This is a genomic window from Psychrosphaera sp. 1_MG-2023 (assembly GCF_030548245.1).
Lineage (GTDB): Bacteria > Pseudomonadota > Gammaproteobacteria > Enterobacterales > Alteromonadaceae > Psychrosphaera > Psychrosphaera algicola.
Map to the genome: position 1 here is coordinate 79,191 of NZ_JAUORW010000014.1, position 17,595 is coordinate 96,785.

The window sequence follows — 17,595 nt, forward strand, 5'->3', positions numbered from 1 at the left end:
CATCAAATCAATTAGGACATTCATGGATTCTCTATTTACCGTCATTTGGGTAACGTTAGTTGCCGGACTTGCAATGCCTTTTGGTGCTTTTATTGCGAATATAGAAAATGTAAAACCACAATGGTTAGAAGATGAGATCAGACATTTGGTTATGGCATTTGGAGCTGGCGCATTATTGTCAGCGGTGAGTTTGGTTTTGGTTCCAGAGGGGATAGTTGAATTAAAACCTTTGACCGCAGCCGCATTTTTTCTGGCCGGCGGCCTAAGCTTTATGGCACTGGATATTTTATTAACAAAAATCGCAACACCAGCCAGTCAGCTAGCCGCCATGCTTGCCGATTTTATTCCAGAATCAATCGCATTAGGCGCGGCATTTGTAACCGGGAGTAGTAGTGCTTATTTATTGGCGGGATTAATCGCATTACAAAATTTACCAGAGGGATTTAATGCGTTTCGAGAGCTCAAAGAGTCATCGTCATATAAACCATTCAAAATTATACTGCTTTTTGCCACCATGGCTTTATTGGGGCCGGTTGCAGGGAGCATAGGTTATCTCTATTTAGCCGATTCAATTACGACGATATCAGCGATAATGTTATTTGCATCGGGCGGAATTTTGTATTCAATTTTTCAAGATATTGCCCCGCAAGTTAAACTGGAAAAACATTGGTTACCTTCAATGGGAGCTGTACTTGGTTTTATGTTTGGAATGGTAGGGCAAATGCTCGTTTAATGGTTTACGACTAGAACAAGTGTTATTGCCACATCTGCTCTATTCTGTCTTTATCTCGTTTTAGCTGTCTTATTTGAAATCGCATAGGGGAAATAGCCGAAATTAATTCGGTGGGTAAACTCGCTGAAATGCTAGTCAAAGTTGAACTCGATTGATTATTTTCTGCGGTCATGATGCTCGCGACATACTTCGCCATCAGTGGTCCAGTCGTTAATCCCCGGGCACCTAAACCGGTAATGGTATAGAGGCCTTTGGTTGGGTTAGTATGATAACCGTCCGGATCAACGAGGTTGTTGGGCGCTAACTTATCTTTGCGCATTAATTTTCCATTGTTTTTATCAATATTTTTTAGTACCCAATTATTTGGAAAAACTTCACCAGCAATGGGTAAATGATCAATGGACGTTGCTCTAATACATGCACGGTCGGCGATAACATCATTTTTAGACAGCGAGTGTGCCCAATGTTGCTGCTCGTATACCTGTTTAACTTGCAACACATTATGGTCAGTTTCGGTTTCCCTTACTTCAGTATTGGCATCGTTGTGACGGTAAGTCGCACCAAAACATTGATACTCGCCCTGTGACGGTGTGACGTAGCCTTTGTGACATAAGGTTGTTTTTAGTTTATTAAGTGGCGTAGTTGTCGATAGTTGACTGACTTGACCTCGTATAGGGTCGATTGAAATGTGCTTGGTTTGTTCAAACTTTGACGACAAGTGACCTGCGCAAATCGCAACCGCATCGTATTTTTGTGCGATTGAGTGGTCATCACACCCTAAGCCCCATCGAGCACTATGGGGGTCAACTATTGCGGTTAACTTATCTCCTTTGCCGTTTGACGTCTTGGTTGCAGTTTCGTTGCTTAATGTTGTAATTCGATGATTTAAATGGACATTAACTTTGTGTTTAGAAGTCAAATAAGACAATGCATTCTGGCAAAAAGAAAATGGTTCCAGCCACCCCCCTTTAGCAAACCATAAGGACGAATAAGGCAACTCTAAGCCAGCTAATCGAGATGACTCAATGTCGTCTACGAACGTACACACCTTTGGGAAAAATTCAGTTATTTGATGGTATCTCGATTGCAAATCTTCAGTGAATGCCTGTTGCAACACCCCAGTTTGGTAAAAATGTTTAGTATTGGTGTGTTGTTCCATTTGCAAATAAAAATCCAAAGCATATTGATAAGCAGCGCAATTTAACGCTGCAAGCGGGCTGTTTTTACCTTGCAATAATGGATAAACCGCACCTTGACGATTGCCCGATGCACCCTGAGCAATTGCGTTATCAGCACAATAAATGTCTATTAAGAGTTTTGGGTTTTGCTGCAATAACTCATATGTGAGACAAACCGTAGCAATACCGCCGCCAATAATGGCCACATGTTCTAGATTGGAAATGACGCTGTGTCGGTGTTCTGGTTTAAGCATGAGCTATTTCTGACAATTCCTGCTACAAAATAATTAATAAATTGAAATTACTAAATGCCAGCCAGTATAAAGATTTTTAATCAAAATATTCACGATTTATTGGTCGTTTATGGATGATGATTTACGAAACCGATTTTGAGCGCTTTTTGTTAACGAATTATTTAGTTTTTAAATTGTCATTTAAACAACCTTTCAAATAAGGGGGGACTGTTTGGCCCGACTTTATTTTCCTAATTCTAATTTATATTTAGAAAAACTGACCTTTGATATTAGACGTGGTCAATTTACGCAAAAAATGAATATCGTATGAAACTGGAGTAACTAGATGAAGCGACATACAAGACAGCCCAAAAAACGTGTTTTAACGAAATGGAATAGGTTATTTAAAAATAATACATGGGCATTGAAAAAATATTTAGGTGTCACAAAGTCGTGTTCAAATTGTCATAAAGCCGTTATATCATTGTCACTTGGACAATTTTGTATAAAAGTTTTTACAGTTGATTTAGGTAAAAATACAAAAAAAAGTTTCAGCTAACACTTGTTCGCTGAAATAAGACCAGTTAACATTAAAAACAACGTAATATACCGCAAAATTATTAAAGTTATAAATTGGATTAAATATGAAAAGAGCAGTCATCACTGGCTTGGGCATTGTTTCTAGTATTGGTAATAACAAACAAGAAGTATTGGAAAGCTTAAAGATTGGAAAATCTGGCATAAGTGCATCAGAGCAATTTAAAGAATATAAACTTCGCTCCCAAGTATGGGGAAATATCGATATTGATATTTCTGAACATATTGACCGTAAAACAATTCGTTTTATGGGTGAAGGCTCAGCATACGCTTATATCGCTATGCAAGAAGCTATCACGGATGCGGGATTATCAGATGAGCATGTATCTAACCCTCGTACTGGCTTAGTGGCAGGTTCTGGTGGCGCATCTTCAAAAAATCAAATTTTAGCGTGTGATACTTTAAGAGAACGCGGTGTTAAGCGTGTTGGTCCTTACCAAGTTCCTCGTACAATGAGCTCGACCTGTTCTGCAACATTAGCGACGCCTTTTAAAATCAAAGGGATTAACTATTCAATTAGTTCTGCTTGTGCAACATCGGCGCACTGTATTGGACACGCTTTAGAGCAAATTCAACTTGGCAAGCAAGATATTGTTTTTGCTGGTGGCGGCGAAGAAGTCGATTGGACGTTAGCGGGTTTATTTGACGGCATGGGTGCATTGTCTACTAAATACAACGATACACCTGAGCATGCATCTAGAACATACGATGCAGACCGTGACGGATTTGTCATCTCAGGCGGCGGCGGTATGGTCGTTGTTGAAGAGTATGAACACGCTATTGCACGTGGTGCAAAAATTTACGCTGAAATCGTAGGTTATGGCGCAACTTCTGACGGTTTTGACATGGTTGCTCCGTCAGGTGAAGGTGCAGAACGTTGTATGCAAATGGCATTATCAACGGTTGACCAACCAATTGACTACTTAAACACACACGGAACAAGTACACCGGTTGGTGATGTTAAAGAACTTGGCGCAATCCAAAACGTATTTGGTGGAAAATCCCCACTTATCAGTGCGACAAAAGCGATGACGGGTCATGCGTTAGGCGCGGCTGGTGTTCACGAAGCTATCTACAGTATATTGATGATGGAAAACAGCTTTGTTGCACCATCTATTAATATCAGCAACTTAGACGAAAAAGCAGAAGGCTTGAACATTATTACTGAATTCACAGAAGCAAATATTACGACAGCAATGTCAAATAGCTTCGGTTTTGGTGGTACAAACGCGACGTTAGTATTCAAAAAAGTATAGTAATTAAGTTAAAATTTTTGACTATATAAAATAGCGCAAAGCACTGAATTAAAAACCCGAAACAAGGTAAACTGTTTCGGGTTTTTTAGTATTAGCGAACTGGTAATTGCATAAATGAAATTTTTGATAGACGAAAACATTCCCTACGCCGAAGCGTTTTTTTCATCCTTGGGCACCATTGAACGATTTGCAGGGCGCGAGCTCAAAGCAGAACAACTAAAAGATGTTGATGTTTTACTCGTTAGGTCAATTACCAAAGTAAATGACGAACTATTGAGCCAGGCCAACAAACTTAAATTTGTTGGCACCGCTACGATAGGTGAAGACCATATTGATAAACCATTATTAAAGCAGCGTGGTATTGAATTTAGTTCTGCTCCAGGTTGCAATGCGACCTCAGTTGCTGAATTTGTGATCAGTGCGTTGTTAGTGCTCCACGACCGCTATAATCTAGACTTTATTAATAAAACCATTGCTATTGTCGGAGTCGGAAATATTGGCAAACGACTATTGCAGAGATTAAATACACTTAATGTTGATGTATTATTGTGTGACCCTGTTCGCCAAGACAACGAATCGGACGCAGCGCATTTTATTGACCTAAATGATGCATTAGCACGTGCCGACATTATTTCGTTTCATACCCCATTAACTCGTGATGGTGCACATCCCACGTTTCATTTATTAAACGAAAATAATTTACCGCTACTTAAAGACGACGTCGTTTTAATTAATTCTTGCCGTGGTGAAGTTATCGACAACCAAGCGCTATATAACCACATTATTTGGCGCGAAGAATCGTCTAAGCCTGCAATAAAACTTGTGTTGGATGTCTGGGAAGGTGAACCTAACCCAATGCCGGCGCTGATTGAAAAGGCCGAATTGGCGACGGCACATATTGCTGGGTACAGTCTAGAAGGGAAGGCACGTGGTACTGAAATGTTGTATCAAAAAGTATGCGCTTTGTTAGCCGTCCCGTCGACAATCAAATTATCTACGTTATTGCCAATTGCTGATGTTGCTTCAACAAAGTTAGCTCAGGATGTTACTACGACAGACGAATTAAAAAAATTGGTACATTTAGTATTTGACGTACGCCGAGATGATGGCTTATTTCGAGAGTTGCTAAATTCCAATGGCTTTGATTGGCTTAGAAAAAATTATCCAACGCGGCGTGAATGGTCATCGCTGCAAGTTGAAATTGAAAAAAGATCAACAAATTCTATCGATTTATCGAAAATAGGGTTTGCTATTTAGCCGTCTAGACGGTAATTTTAGTGCAAATACACTAAGGTGTGTTTATCAATGTTAGGTGAACCCAATGGGTGGCGAATAAATGGTTTTTACCAAGGTATTTGATTTATTTGGCAGAATAGCGAAATGTAATTACATTATCTTGTAGGAGAACGATTTTGAGTTAATGACCCTGCATTGAACAATACGCTTTAGACAATAAACACGGTTGTAATAAGCCGAATAACTGGAAGTACAGAGAACACCATGTCACAGCAAAAATATAATGTCGCGATATTAGGTGCGACTGGCCTGGTTGGTCAGCATCTAATAGAGATCCTTGAACAAAGAAATTTCCCTGTGGGCGAATTATTCCCACTCGCAAGCGCACGCAGCGCAGGCAAGACCGTAAGCTTTAAGGGCAAGGATGTTGACGTTATCAATGTTGACGAATTTGACTGGTCAAAAGCTCAAATTGGTTTGTTTTCTGCTGGTGGTAATGCATCTGCTAAATACGCTCCAATTGCCGCTGAAGCGGGTGTTGTGGTTATCGACAATACATCGCATTTCCGTTACGAACCGGATATTCCACTGGTGATCCCAGAAGTAAATCCTCATGCAATTGCAGATTTCCGTAACCGTAATATTATTGCGAATCCAAATTGTTCAACGATTCAAATGTTAGTTGCGTTAAAACCAATTCATGACGCATACGGAATTGATCGTATTAACGTATGTACTTATCAGTCGGTAAGCGGTGCGGGTAAAGAAGCGGTCGATGAACTAGTTGCCCAAACTGGCCAGTTGATGAATGGTCGTCCTGTAGAAAACGACGTATTCCCAATGCAAATGGCGTTTAACGTAATTCCACAAATCGATGTTTTCCAAGACAACGACTACACCAAAGAAGAAATGAAAATGGTGTGGGAAACGCATAAAATTTTGGGCGACGAGTCGATTGGTGTTAACCCGACAGCGGTTCGAGTACCTGTTTTTTATGGTCACGCTGAGGCAATTCATATTGAATTACGTCAACCAGTTTCTGCTGAAGATGTCAAAAACGTCCTTGAAGATGCACCAGGTGTTACTTTGATGGCCGACAGCACAACTTACCCAACTCAGGTGACTCACGGTAGTGGTCAAGATCAAACATTTGTTGGCCGAGTACGCGAAGACATCTCACATCCAAACGGCATAAACCTCTGGGTTGTTGCGGACAATATCCGTAAGGGTGCGGCAACAAATAGTATTCAAATTGCAGAAGTACTGATTGCTGATTACTTATAAATTGTAATTAAATGAATTAAAACAGCCCTTTGATTTTCAAAGGGCTTTTTTTTGGCTATTTGTCAGCGGGATGGCCTGAATGCATTGTTTTTGTTTGGTTAATCGATATATTAGATAGATTCATTTAAACCTCGTTATTTAGTCCAAAGCATAAAATGGATATAACTATTAGAGTGAATTCAAATTGTTGGCACTGTACTTAAGGCAATTAAAATAACTTGCTGATTAATAGGTGTTATTTAAACGAAAGGCCATTAGAATAGATATATTCTTAACGTCTAGTGTCGTTAAATAGCCTTTATCTATTGGCATAACAAAGCCGAAGCATTGGTTTTAAACAACGTTTTACCGTTTTGTTAATGTATTGTTGGTATAAGGTTTGCTACAAAAATTGTATATCGCGTTAATTTTTGATGGACGTCAATTTAATGCGAATTTGGAAACGTGTATTTTGTCGCGTTTGGTCTAACATAAAACAAAGGTAATTGTTTTGTGTAGGTTTTGATTGATTTGGATATTATCGATGCGTTCTAGTCTTAAAATTTTACTTTTTATCGCGCTAACTTTTTTAGTCGCCAATCTCTCTGTCGCGAAGCCTGAGTCACGCTTAAAAGGCCCTAAGGGGGTCGACTATGGTGCGATGGGGGAAATTTATGGCCCTGTGTCAAGTCGCGATACCATGTGGAAATTGGGCAATAAATTCCGAGTCAAAAATGATGTATCGGTTTACCAGGTTATGGTGGCGGTATTAAAGAAAAACCCTCAAGCATTTGAATTTGATAACTTAAATGGCCTTAAAGACGGCGAATATCTAAAGATCCCAAGTCATGCAGAAGTTAAAGGTATAGACCGAAAATACGCTAAGCAGCGTGCGGACGCAGATGATAAATTATGGGCCGACAAATTGACCGGTAAATTTACTGAAAATAAACGTGAAACTTTACTGTCACCAATCGAAGGTGCAAAACAGATTGACGTCAAAGTCGCTAAGCAAGAAATAGAAAAGAAACTTGAAGCAGCTCAAGTAGAAAACATCGAAAAACTTAATTCAATACAAGTTCAATTCGACTCGTCTAAACAGACAGTAGAAAATGTTTTATCAGAAAATAAATTATTACAGGACAAAATTACCGCTTTAGGTGAACAGCTGCTCCGTATGCAGGAAGAGTTGCTAAAAGAGCGCGAAATTCGCCAAGCGGAGTTAGCGCTTTTAGAACAGGTAAGGATAACGTCAGAGCAAAATCTAACGAACACAACGGCATTAGTTGAAGAAACAACGGTGTGGGAAGAGTTTGTTGCTTTTGCAAAAACGACCTTAGGAATGATCATTATTTCGAGTTCTATTCTTATTTTGTTGTTGGTTTTAGTCGCAATGAAACTGCGTAATCGCAACAAACCTAAAGCATCAGAACAAGAATCCCCTGACGTCTTAGCGCCAATCGCTGCGACAGCGGCCGCAGCAACGATGGCGGATCTTGACCTGTCTGAGCCGGTTGATGAATTAGACGAGGGGTTAGATAATTTAGATTTAGGCGATGATCTACTGCATGATGATGACATTCAACTTGACGTAGAAGATGAGCTAGATATATCTGACACCTTAGACATTGGTGACGATTTAGACCTCGGCGATGATCTTGATTTAGGTGGCGATGACTTTGATGATGACCTACTCGCTGATGACCTATTAAGTGACGATTCGGAAGAAATTTTATTAGATGACGAGTCTGATAAAGACGATTTATTGAGTGCTGATGATGGCTTGTTACAGGCATCAGATATTGACGAATTGTTATCGGAAGACGACGATTTAGATGGCGACGATTTAGATGTCGATAACTTATTAAGTTCGGACGATATCGACCAGTTAATGGCTGAAGATGATGGTTCAGAAATCGACGAAGACACTATGCTTGATACTGGCGTTGATGATGTCGATGAGATTATGGACGAGTTGGGCATTGGTGACGATCTAGATGATCTCGATACCGAAGAAGAATTTAGTGGTGTTACAGATGACGATGACGATTTTGACATCGATGATTTAATTGACCAAGCGTCGGAGCAAGAAACTGCAGATGAATCCGAAACAGAGCCTGAACCTGAAGTTGAAGCGGATGATGAATTTGATGTTGATCAACTCATTGATGAAGCTGGTATCGATTCAGCAACGGTTGAACCAGAGGCTACCCCAGAGCAAGAAAACCCTGTAGATGATGAATTTGATATTGACGCACTCATAGATAGCGCCAATTTGGCTGAGGGCGATGAAGAAAAAGGGCAAGCATCGACTGATTCTGATGATGAAATGGATGATATTGACGCTCTGCTTGCTGAAACTCAGGCTGAGCCATTAGAAGCGCACATTGAACCTGAAATCGGTGATGTTGACGATTCACTATTTGATGGTGATGAGACTGATCCGACAATAGAAGAAGATGAGACTGAACAGGAAACTAGCGAAGTCGAGTCTGACGAATTGATCGCAGATTTACTCGATGAACCGGTTGCAGAACCAGCGGCGGATGAAACACCGTCGCAGGAAGATGCTCTCGTTGAAGAGGCAATTGATGAAGAATTAGATCTTGAAGAAGCAAGTGAACTTGCCGAAATCGAATCTGAAATAGATGGCTTAGAAGAAAGTGAACTTGACGCAATAGATGAGTTAGATGCCCTCAATCTAGACGATGAGCAATTAGATACAGAATTGCTTGACGAAACGTTAGAAGAGTCAGAGCTAGAAGTGCCAGAGCTAGAAGAGCCAGAGCTAGAAGAGCCAGAGCTAGAAGAGCCAGAGCTAGAAGAGCCAGAGCTAGAAGAGCCAGAGCTAGATGAGCCAGAGCTAGATGAGCCAGAGCTAGATGAGCCAGAGCTAGATGAGCCTGTGCTAGAAGAGCCAGAGCTAGAAGAACCAGAGCTAGAAGAGCCAGAGCTAGAAGAACCAGAGCTAGAAGAGCCAGAGCTAGATGAGCCTGTGCTAGAAGAGCCAGAGTTCGATGAGTCAGAACTTGATGAATTTGACTTAGAACAATCCGATTTAGAAACTGAAGAGCTTGATGCAGAAGACGAAGAAGACGACGATTCATTTGATGAACTTGCAGACGAGTCAGAATTAGACGACATAGATTTAGATGAAAATGAAGCAGAAAGCGACCAGCCTATTAGAGATGTTGAAGCGAGTGCTGAACTTGACGTTTACCCCGAATTAAATCTTGATGAGTCGTTAGATGACGATTCTATGGATGATGAAGACAATGATTTTGATCCAGACTCGTTACCAAGCCTTGACGGAGAAGACGAATCCGAAGAATCAGATGAAGATAATTTAATCGACGCAGATATCGAAAGTTTACTGTCGGATCCTGAATTATCCTCAGAAGAATTAATGTCTGATGCTGATTTGATGAATGCCGGTTTTGGTGACTCTGATATTGAGAATTTACTGAATGAAGAATTTGGTGAAGAAGACATCGATTTAGATTCAGCGGCTGATCCAACAGACAGCGATGATAATGGGTCGGCTAAAAACACTGAAGAATCCTTTAGTATCGATGAATTGGAACAGGCTGATTTTGACGATTTATTATCGGAATTGTCGGATGATTTTGGCACTGCAGAGCTTGAACCAGATGTAACTGAACAAAAATTACCGAGCGGAGATGATACAGCTAGTAATGTTGCTGAACCTGCGTTAGATATTGCGGATGAACTCGGAGACGATTTAGCCGCCGATGTTGATTTGACAGCGGAAGAATTAGATTTTGTCAGTGTTGATAATTTAATCGACGAGCTTGGTGATGGTGACGAAACGAATGTGCCAGACGATTTTGATATCGATGTTGGATTAGATGATTTTGACGAATTAGATGGCGAACGTGGCTCAGTTGACGTTGACTTGGAAGATGGTGGAATGGCATCGCAACTGGATTTGGCGCGAACTTACCTTGAAATGGACGATGAAGAAAACGCACAATTGCTATTAAATGAAATTCGAGAAACTGGTCATGCGGACGCAATTGAACAGGCTGATCTGCTATTAAAAGAATTTATTAACAAATAAGATTGAATAAATCTGCCAGTTTTTTATAATTTTGCACCTTTTTAGATATTAAGTTAGGTCTTATGAGAATTGCCTTAGGCGTAGAGTATGACGGTGCAAAGTTTTGTGGTTGGCAAAGGCAAAATGATGTTGAGACAGTACAAGAAGTTTTAGAAGCCGCTTTATCGAAAGTCGCTAATCACAAAGTTAATGTATTTTGTGCTGGTCGCACCGATACAGGCGTACATGGTACTGGGCAAGTTGTGCATTTTGAAACAGACTCTGTTCGTGGTGAGCGGGGCTGGACTCTCGGGGTCAATACCAATTTGCCTGACGCTGTTGCAGTCCGTTGGATGAAAGTTGTTCCTGACGATTTCCACGCTCGCTTTTCTGCGACAGCACGGCGATATCGCTATATTATCTACAATGGCAAACTTCGTCCTGGCATACTCAATCATGGTTTGAGCCATTATCACATGCCACTTGATGAAAAAAAGATGCATATCGCAGCACAGGCATTGTTAGGCGAAAATGATTTTAGTTCTTTTCGGGCTTCACAATGCCAATCTAAATCACCAGTTCGCTTTATGCACTTTATTAAAGTGACCCGCCATAACGAATTTATAGTTATAGATATAAAAGCCAATGCATTTGTCCACCATATGGTTCGTAATATTGCAGGAAGTCTTATTGCGGTAGGTCGCGGCGATAAGCCTATTGAGTGGGTAGGTGAGTTGTTGGCAGTTAAAGATAGAAGACAGGCCGGTGAAACTGCAAAGCCAAACGGTCTTTATTTAATTGAAGTGGAATATCCAGAAATTTTTGACTTGCCAAAATCAAGTGCCGGACCACTGTTTTTACCAGAATAGAATTAAAATTAGTGGTTTTTAGAAGGTCATTATCGACAAATAAGACCAGTTTAATGAGTTCTTTTCATAAACATTGTGGTTTAATAGGGCCAATTTTGACGTCGGTCTAAATATTTGATGCAGTTCAAGTCGTTTAAACGCCTTGCCCATCTAAATAAATGGCCCATATTGACCACAGCATTACACAGGTAGCAATCACATGAGCTGGATAGAAAAGATCCTTCCAAGAACAAATACATCAACTAAACGCAACATCCCAGAAGGGATTTGGACAAAGTGTACAAGTTGTGACTCTATTTTATATAAAAATGATTTAGAGAAAGAACAAGGCGTTTGCCCTAAATGTGACCATCATATGCGTTTGACTGGTCGCAAGCGTTTAGAATTATTTTTAGACTCAGGTGAAAAAGTAGAGATAGCTGCGGATCTTGAACCTCAAGACGTATTGTCTTTCAAAGACACCAAAAAGTATAAAGACCGTATTTCAGCGGCGCAAAAACAAAGTAACGAAAAAGACGCAATGATAGTAATGAAAGGTCGTGTAAAAGGCGTACCTTGTGTTGCTGCTTCGTTTGAATTTTCTTTTATGGGCGGGTCAATGGCTACGGTTGTTGGCGAAAAGTTTGTGCAAGCGATAAATGTTTGTTTGAATGAAAACATTCCATTTATTTGTTTTTCTGCCTCAGGTGGCGCACGTATGCAAGAAGCCTTATTTTCTTTAATGCAAATGGCAAAAACAAGTGCGGCGTTGGCTAAGTTAAGCGAAAAAGGCATCCCTTACATCTCAGTATTAACCGATCCTACTATGGGTGGTGTTTCTGCAAGTTTGGCGATGTTAGGCGATGTTAATATTGGTGAACCTAAAGCATTGATTGGTTTTGCGGGCCCTCGAGTTATCGAACAAACGGTTCGTGAAAAATTACCTGAAGGTTTCCAACGCAGTGAGTTTTTATTAGAACATGGTGCAATTGATATGATTGTTGACCGACGTGAAATGCGAAATACTGTTGCACGTTTGTTCGCAAAAATGTGTAAACTACCGTCATTGGAAAAAGAACACAGAATGGCGTAATGACAACACAAAAGACAATTCAAACTTGTCCTACAAGCCAGTCTCTCAATGACTGGCTTTTTTATTTAGAGTATCAACATCCAGCAGAGATTGAATTGGGATTACAACGGGTTAGAGCCGTTGCGGAACAAGGCCAACTGACAACCTTTGGTAAATCGAAAATTGTTCTAGTTGCCGGAACTAATGGCAAAGGCACGACGATTCGTTTTATGGAGCAGTATTTGCTCGATAAAGGTTTTTCGGTCGGTGTCTATAGTTCGCCGCATATGCACGTTTACCATGAGCGCGTGCGTATTAATGATTCTTTGCTTGGCGATGAGCAGCATGTTGCAGCATTTCAATATATAGAGAAAATTCGCGGTACGACACCACTGACGTATTTTGAATACGGTACATTGGCCGCGTTTTCTATTTTTAAGCAAGCAGAATTAGATTACGTATTAGTTGAAGTTGGCCTAGGTGGTCGACTAGATGCAACAAATATTCTCCCCCATGACTTATCGATAGTGACGTCATTAGGACTTGATCATACTGATTGGTTAGGCGACACAATTGAATTAATTGGTTTTGAAAAAGCCGGTATTTTCCGCGCCGATAAACCGGCACTGGTGGGAATGATAGAGCCACCAGTTACGGTGTTTGAACAAGCTGAAAATTTAAACGTCAGTGACTTGATAGTTGCAGGGCGCGATTATCAGGTGAGTTATTCAAAAGACCATACACACTGGCAGTTGTCCTGTAACACATTTAACTTTGCAAACTTACCAAGACCTCTAATCCCTATTCAAAACGTGGCTACCGCAATTGTAGGGCTAAATTTGTTAGGTATCGAGCTCGACTTAAGCACGTTACAGTCTTTATGTTCAACAATCTCATTGTATGGCCGCATGCAATTGATATCGATTGATGATGAAGCCCAATCCGTAAATGCAGCGAGCATCACACCTGACAGTGTCATTGAAGCTCAGTCCAAAGTACCAACCGGTTTGGCTATGGTCGATGTCGGGCACAACGCCCATGCGTTAAATTATTTGATTGATACTATAAAAACGCACCCAATGTTTGCACAGGTCAAACAAATCGATGTGGTTCTTGCCATGATGGCAGATAAAGATATTGAAGCTTCACTAAAATGTTTAGCACCACATGTCCGGAACTGGCATTTAGGTTCACTTAAAGACAACAAAAGGGCTGCAACCAAAGATGTCATCAAGCAGCAATTGGCTAAAATAGGTGAAACAAATATTGTAATACACGACGATGTTAAGTCAGCGTGGAGAAGTGCATCGACAAAAATAGATGCTGATACGCTTTTACTTGGCGTTGGTTCGTTTTACACTGTGGCTGAAATTTTGTCGTGTAATGATGTAAAAGGTTAGGGATTTTTGTGAGTGAAATAATTAAGCAACGTTTAGTTGGTATGTTGATCATCGTAATCGCAGGTGTTGTTTTTTTGCCAGACCTACTCGACGGTGAAAAACAACTGACAAAAGAAGAGTTTAAAAAAGTCCCAGCGAAACCGGAAATTAATGAACAGCCGATTTTGACCGAATTTCCAGCGCAGCAAATATCTGATGCAATGTTAAACGCGCCAGTAAATAATACAAAGCCAAGTGACTCTGATAATGAATCAGAAAAGCAGTCTGTTAATCAAGACGGCAGTGTGAATGTTGCGGCTGCTGATATTATTGAAAAAGGGGATTCGACCCAAGTATCGACTTTAAAAGAAGAAACATCGAATTTCCAATCAGCATCAACACCAACGCCGGTTAGTAATCAAGTCAAATTTAAAGAACCAGCTTGGATATTGCAGCTTGGTAGTTTTAAGCACAAAGAGAATGTCAATGTATTGCGACAAAAGCTAGCAGATGCAGGGCTAAAAACGTTTACCAAACCTGTGCAGACCAAGGGGGGCGTCTTGTCTAAGGTCTATTTAGGTCCAGAGTTAAATAAAGATGTCCTTATTTTAGCGCAAGCCAAGATAAAAGAAATTGCCGATGTAGAGGGGAAAATAACCCGCTACGATCCGATAAAGTAGTGGCTTGTGAATTTGGCTTCTGTTAGAATTCGCGCCGAAATTTACCCAGCAGGTTAAACGAAATTTTAATGGTTTGGATCGATTACGCGATTATCGCTATTGTTGCTATTTCGGCGTTAATAAGCTTAGTTCGTGGATTTATAAAAGAAGCGGTGTCTCTTGCCGTCTGGGTTTCTGCCTTCTTCATAGCAAGTCGCTTCTATGCCGATCTTGCTGTTTATCTAACGGGTATCGAAAAAGAACTCGTGCGCAATGGCGCTGCTATCGCAATTCTATTTGTAATTACTCTCATTTTAGGTGCTCTGATTAATCATTTGTTATCAGAGATTGTCCATTACACAGGTTTAAGTGGCACTGACAAAATGCTCGGCATGGTGTTCGGTGGGTTACGTGGCGTATTAATCGTTGCGGCTACATTATTATTTCTAGACACTATGACGCCCGCTAACGGTGCTGATTGGTGGAAAACATCTGTACTGATTCCAGAATTTACAATCGTAGTTGATTGGTTCTTCGAATTGTTACAACAAAATTCAAGTTTATTGTCGACACAACATTGATGGAGAGCTAATCATGTGTGGTATTGTGGGAATTGTTGGAAAATCTTCTGTTAATCAAATTATTTATGATGGATTAACAGTATTACAACATCGTGGGCAAGACGCCGCTGGTATTGTGACTATTGATGATGGTCATTTTCGATTGAGAAAAGGCAACGGTTTTGTTCGTGACGTGTTCCAAGAACGTCATATGCAACGCTTACAAGGCAACATGGGGATTGGCCATGTTCGTTACCCAACTGCGGGTAGCTCTAGTTCTTCTGAAGCTCAACCGTTCTATGTTAACTCACCTTTTGGTATTGCTCTTGCCCATAACGGCAATTTGACCAATGCTGCTGAGTTACGTGAATTGTTGTTCAAAGAAGCTCGCCGTCATATCAATACAACTTCCGATTCTGAATTGTTGCTTAACATTTTGGCACATGAATTATGTGAATCTAAATTGTTAGAGTTAAAACCGGATGATATTTTTAATGCGGTTTCTCGAGTTCATCAAGTTATCCGTGGTGCTTATGCTGTTGTTTCAGTCATTATTGGTCATGGTTTATTAGCATTTAGGGATCCTAACGGTATTCGCCCACTTGTACTGGGTCAACGTGAAACCGAAGATGGTATCGAATATATGGTTGCCTCTGAAAGTGTCGCACTTGATATCGATGGTTTTAAGTTGGTGCGAGATGTTGCGCCTGGTGAAGCAATTTATATTTCTGAGTCTGGTGAGTTGTTTACTCAACAGTGCTTTGACAACGCTAAATGTGTTCCGTGTATATTTGAATACGTTTATTTTGCTCGTCCAGATTCGCGACTTAATGATGTTTCAGTCTATGGTTCTCGTGTCAAGATGGGTGAATATTTAGGCCGTAAGATCAAGCGTGAATGGGCTGACTTAGACATCGACGTCGTTGTGCCTGTACCAGAAACAAGTTGCGATATTGCACTACAGATTGCCCACGAACTTGATTTACCGTATCGCCAAGGATTTGTAAAAAACAGATATGTTGGTCGAACGTTTATCATGCCTGGTCAAGCAGAGCGTAAAAAGTCTGTACGCCGTAAATTAAATACCATTGAAGTTGAATTCAAAGGTAAAAATGTATTGTTAGTCGATGACTCGATTGTACGTGGTACCACATCGGAGCAAATTATCGACATGGCACGAGAAGCGGGCGCGGCAAAAGTTTACTTTGCCTCTGCGGCTCCGGAAATTCGTTTTCCAAATGTGTATGGTATCGATATGCCGTCGGCTAATGAACTAATTGCCCACGGGCGTGATGTTGAAGAAATTGCTGAGATGATTGGTGCGGATGAACTTATTTTCCAATCGCTTGAAGATTTAGAATCTGCAGTACGAGAAGAAAATGATTCATTAGTGTCATTTGAAACTTCGGTTTTCAACGGTAACTACATTACTAACGATATTGACCAAAATTATCTTGAGTCATTAGAAACGACGCGTAATGATAATGCCAAAGCAAATCGTCCAGAGCCATTAGATAATGGTTTGGAAATGCATAACGAAGAGAATTAATTGTCTTTGTTGTGACTCAAACTAAAAAGGCCAGATTTAATCTGGCCTTTTTAATTCTAGCTTTTGAAAATGTTAATTTCTCAAAATAGCGTCTACTCAATTATTTGCTGTGGAACTTTTCACAGGCTTCTAACGTATTTTCTACTAGTGAAGCCACTGTCATTGGTCCAACACCACCAGGGACAGGTGTTATCCAACTTGCACGCTCAACTGCGTCGTCAAATTTAATATCACCAACTAATTTTCCTGATTCTAATCGATTTATACCAACATCAATGACGACCGCACCTTCTTTAACCCAAGTACCTGGAATAAATTCTGGTTTACCTACAGCAATAACCAAAATTTCCGCTCGACGTACTTGTTGTTCTAAATCTTTTGTGAATTTATGACAAACTGTTGTTGTACAACCCGCCAGCAATAATTCTAAGGACATCGGACGACCGACAATATTAGACGCGCCAACAACAACGGCATGTTTACCTTTAAATTCTGTGCTGGTATTAGCCAGCAATGTCATTATGCCTTTTGGCGTGCAAGGGCGAAGGGCAGGGACACGTTGCGCTAAACGGCCAATATTATATGGATGGAAACCGTCAACATCTTTATGTGGATGTATACGTTCCAAAATAGTCTCTACGTTTAAGCCATGAGGTAAAGGAAGTTGCACTAAAATGCCATCTATCTCTTTATCTTCATTTAATTCGTCTATTAACGTCAATAACTCTTGTTCAGTTGATTCACTTGGCAGGTCAAAAGACTTAGAAACTAAGCCTACTTCTTCGCAGGCGCGTTTTTTGTTGCCTACATAGACCTGTGACGCCGGATCGTGTCCAACGAGTATCACAGCAAGCCCAGGCGCTCGTTTACCGGCTTTGACGCGTGCAGCGACGCCAGTTTTAACTTTATCCCTTACTGTTTTGGCAATTGCTTTGCCATCAATTAATTTTGCAGTCATACCGCTCTCTAAAA

The 17,595-nt window shown here is 40.5% G+C and carries 13 protein-coding genes; 11 read left to right on the plus strand and 2 right to left on the minus strand.

Translation table 11 applies throughout. The features are described 5' to 3' along the window. Positions 1-22: 22 nt before the first annotated feature. On the plus strand, positions 23-733 hold the full coding sequence (locus tag Q4575_RS14145) for a ZIP family metal transporter (RefSeq protein ID WP_215964808.1): 711 nt from the start codon (positions 23-25) through the stop codon (positions 731-733). A 22-nt stretch (positions 734-755) separates the two neighbouring features. On the opposite strand, the gene mnmC is transcribed toward Q4575_RS14145, so the two are convergent. Then, positions 756-2,165, minus strand: coding sequence for an FAD-dependent 5-carboxymethylaminomethyl-2-thiouridine(34) oxidoreductase MnmC (mnmC, locus tag Q4575_RS14150; RefSeq protein ID WP_303523286.1), 1,410 nt, complete (start codon positions 2,163-2,165; stop codon positions 756-758). Positions 2,166-2,788: 623 nt separating this feature from the next. Here mnmC and fabB point away from each other — a divergent pair. From fabB to purF, 10 genes are all read left to right on the plus strand, one after another. Beyond that, entirely contained in the window at positions 2,789-3,997 is a 1,209-nt protein-coding gene (gene fabB / locus Q4575_RS14155; RefSeq protein ID WP_215964810.1) for a beta-ketoacyl-ACP synthase I, read from the plus strand. Positions 3,998-4,111: 114 nt separating this feature from the next. Continuing rightward, positions 4,112-5,254: a 4-phosphoerythronate dehydrogenase gene (locus Q4575_RS14160; RefSeq protein WP_303523287.1), complete on the plus strand. Its 1,143-nt coding sequence runs from the start codon at positions 4,112-4,114 to the stop codon at positions 5,252-5,254. 243 nt (positions 5,255-5,497) lie between these two features. Further along, positions 5,498-6,517, plus strand: coding sequence for an aspartate-semialdehyde dehydrogenase (locus Q4575_RS14165; protein ID WP_215964812.1), 1,020 nt, complete (start codon positions 5,498-5,500; stop codon positions 6,515-6,517). 523 nt (positions 6,518-7,040) lie between these two features. Next, positions 7,041-10,577, plus strand: a complete 3,537-nt coding sequence (locus Q4575_RS14170; RefSeq protein WP_303523288.1) for a FimV/HubP family polar landmark protein — start codon at positions 7,041-7,043, stop codon at positions 10,575-10,577. A gap of 62 nt (positions 10,578-10,639) precedes the next feature. Next, the gene (gene truA / locus Q4575_RS14175; RefSeq protein ID WP_215964814.1) at positions 10,640-11,425 is read left to right on the plus strand and encodes a tRNA pseudouridine(38-40) synthase TruA; all 786 of its coding nucleotides are present in this window, start codon (positions 10,640-10,642) and stop codon (positions 11,423-11,425) included. 199 nt (positions 11,426-11,624) lie between these two features. Next, positions 11,625-12,497 (plus strand): acetyl-CoA carboxylase, carboxyltransferase subunit beta, encoded by an 873-nt coding sequence (accD, locus tag Q4575_RS14180; RefSeq protein ID WP_303523289.1) that lies wholly within the window; start codon positions 11,625-11,627, stop codon positions 12,495-12,497. Next, positions 12,497-13,876 (plus strand): folylpolyglutamate synthase/dihydrofolate synthase family protein, encoded by a 1,380-nt coding sequence (locus Q4575_RS14185; RefSeq protein WP_303523290.1) that lies wholly within the window; start codon positions 12,497-12,499, stop codon positions 13,874-13,876. Before accD ends, Q4575_RS14185 begins: the two co-directional genes overlap by 1 nt. A gap of 8 nt (positions 13,877-13,884) precedes the next feature. Next, positions 13,885-14,535, plus strand: coding sequence for an SPOR domain-containing protein (locus Q4575_RS14190; RefSeq protein ID WP_215964817.1), 651 nt, complete (start codon positions 13,885-13,887; stop codon positions 14,533-14,535). 68 nt (positions 14,536-14,603) lie between these two features. Next, on the plus strand, positions 14,604-15,095 hold the full coding sequence (locus tag Q4575_RS14195) for a CvpA family protein (protein WP_215964818.1): 492 nt from the start codon (positions 14,604-14,606) through the stop codon (positions 15,093-15,095). A gap of 13 nt (positions 15,096-15,108) precedes the next feature. Next, positions 15,109-16,623: an amidophosphoribosyltransferase gene (gene purF / locus Q4575_RS14200; protein ID WP_215964819.1), complete on the plus strand. Its 1,515-nt coding sequence runs from the start codon at positions 15,109-15,111 to the stop codon at positions 16,621-16,623. Between the two features lie 100 nt (positions 16,624-16,723). On the opposite strand, the gene folD is transcribed toward purF, so the two are convergent. After that, positions 16,724-17,581 carry a bifunctional methylenetetrahydrofolate dehydrogenase/methenyltetrahydrofolate cyclohydrolase FolD gene (gene folD, locus Q4575_RS14205; protein WP_215964820.1) on the minus strand — a complete coding sequence of 286 codons (858 nt, stop codon included), beginning with the start codon at positions 17,579-17,581 and terminating at the stop codon, positions 16,724-16,726. Positions 17,582-17,595: the final 14 nt, after the last annotated feature.